This is a genomic window from Delftia sp. ZNC0008 (assembly GCF_000799035.1).
Classification (GTDB): Bacteria; Pseudomonadota; Gammaproteobacteria; order Burkholderiales; family Burkholderiaceae_C; genus Comamonas; species Comamonas tsuruhatensis.
Map to the genome: position 1 here is coordinate 1 of NZ_JTKZ01000239.1, position 2,177 is coordinate 2,177.

At 71.1% G+C, this 2,177-nt stretch carries 2 protein-coding genes; both read left to right on the top strand.

Annotated features, from left to right (window positions below; translation table 11 throughout):
- Positions 1-124: 124 nt before the first annotated feature.
- Positions 125-1,273, top strand: coding sequence for a sigma 54-interacting transcriptional regulator (locus tag L995_RS07890; protein ID WP_047470783.1), 1,149 nt, complete (start codon positions 125-127; stop codon positions 1,271-1,273).
- The coding region (locus L995_RS07895) for an LLM class flavin-dependent oxidoreductase (RefSeq protein ID WP_047470785.1) at positions 1,270-2,177 on the top strand (908 nt) is incomplete at its 3' end. The genes L995_RS07890 and L995_RS07895, both read left to right, overlap by 4 nt.

Here is a 2,177-nt window from a genome sequence, read left to right on the forward strand (position 1 = left end):
CTTCTGGCGCAACCTGCGCACGCAGACGCTGCACGACCCGCTGCACTACAAGCTGCAGGAGCTGGGCGACTGGGTGCTCAACGGAACCCATCCGCAGCCCAGCTTCTATTCGTGACGCCGCGCCATGAACACCCGTCTGCCCACCTGGCCGCCCGGCAAGTCCTCGGCAACACCTGCGCCCGTACCTGCAACCGTGCATGCGCACGATGACGGCGCCGCGCCCGCGCCGTGGATACTGCAAGACCCGGCCTCGCAGGCCCTGCTCAAGACCATGGGACAGGTGGCCGCCAGCGAGGCCGGCGTCCTCATCCTGGGCGACAGCGGCGCCGACAAGGAAATGGTGGCCCGCCACATCCACCGCCTGAGCCCGCGCCGCCACGGCCCCTTTGTCGCCGTCAACTGCGGCGCGCTGTCCGAGGCCCTGATCAACGCCGAGCTCTTCGGCCATGAAAGCGGTGCGCTGACGGGTGCCTTCGGCAACCTGCCCGGCCGCTTCGAGGACGCCCACGGCGGCACCCTGCTGCTGGACGAGATCGACGACCTGCCCCTGCACATCCAGAGCAAGCTGGTGCGCGTGCTGCAGGACAAGGCGGTCACCCGCATCGGCGCCAGCCAGCGCACGCCGGCCGATGTGCGCGTGCTCGCGGCCAGCACCGCGCCGCTGCACACCAAGGTGGCGGCGCGGCGCTTTCGCGAAGACCTGTACTACCTGCTTGATGTCGTCACCCTCAACGTGCTGCCGCTGCGCCAGCGCCCGGCCGACATCCTGCCGCTGGCGCGCCACTTCATCGCAAGCTACTGCCAGCGCATGCGCTACGCGCCCATGGCACTCAGCCAGGACGCGCAGCGCAAGCTGCTGGAGCACGACTGGCCCGGCAACAGCCGCGAGCTGGAGAACGTCATCCACCGCAGCCTGCTGCTGACCCAGGGCATGCACATCGGCGCGGGCGACCTGCACATCGCCAGCAGCCAGGGCGAGCCCGATCCCGTCCCCACACGCGAGGCCGAACACGGCGCCCAGGCCGCCGCCGCCGAACTGGCCCTGGGTGAAGCGCTGGACAGCCTGTGCGACGTGCATGCCGAAGGCCTGGAGCAGCACGTGCTGGGCGCCCTGCTGCTCAAGGCCTGGCAGCGCAACCGCGGCAACCAGGTGCAGACCGCGCGCCAGCTGGGCATCAGCCGCAGCGTGGTGCGCGCGCGGCTGCAGCGCCTGGGCCAGGTGCCGGGCGAGGCCGCGCCACCGTCTTTTCCATCGTCCCCGGAGATCCCATGAGCCAAGACCCCCACGCATCGCCAGACATCTTCTGGTTCCTGCCCACCTCGGGCGACACGCGCTACCTCGGCACCTCCGACTTCGGCCGCGCCCCCACCAACGCCTACATGCGCCAGATCGCCGTCACGGCCGAGGAGCTGGGCTACGACGGCCTGCTGATCCCCACCGGCAGCTCCTGCCTGGACCCCTGGGTGGTTGCCTCCAGCCTGGTGCCCGTCACGCAGCGCATCAAGCTGCTGGTGGCCCTGCGCACCTCGCTGGGAGCGCCGGTCTCCAGCGCGCGCCAGGCCGCCACGCTGGACCAGGCCCTGGGCGGGCGCCTGCTGCTCAACGTGGTGCCCGGGGGCGATGCCACCGAGCTGGAGGCCGACGGCATCTTCCTGGCCCACGACGAACGCTATGCCTATGCCGATGAATTCCTGACCATCTGGCGCCGCCTGCTGGCCGGCGAGGCCGTGGATTTCGACGGCAAATACTTCAAGGTCAAGCAGGGCCGCAACTTCTTTCCCCCGGTGCAAAAGCCGCATCCGCCGCTGTACTTCGGCGGCTCCTCGGACGCCGCCCATGACCTGGCCGCGCGCCAGGTGGACGCCTACCTCACCTGGGGCGAGCCCCCCGCCGCAGTGGCCGAAAAGTTCGCCGACATCCGCCGCCGCGCCGCGCAGCAGGGCCGCCAGGTCCGCCTGGGCGTGCGGCTGCACGTCATCGTGCGCGAGACCAACGAAGAGGCCTGGGCCGATGCCGAGCGCCTGATCAGCAAGCTCACCGACGAGGACATCGCCCGCGCCCAGGCCGGCTATGCGCGCATGGACTCCGTGGGCCAGTCGCGCATGGCCGCGCTGCACGGCGGGCGGCGCGACCGGCTGGAGGTGGCGCCCAACCTCTGGGCCGGCGTGGGACGCGG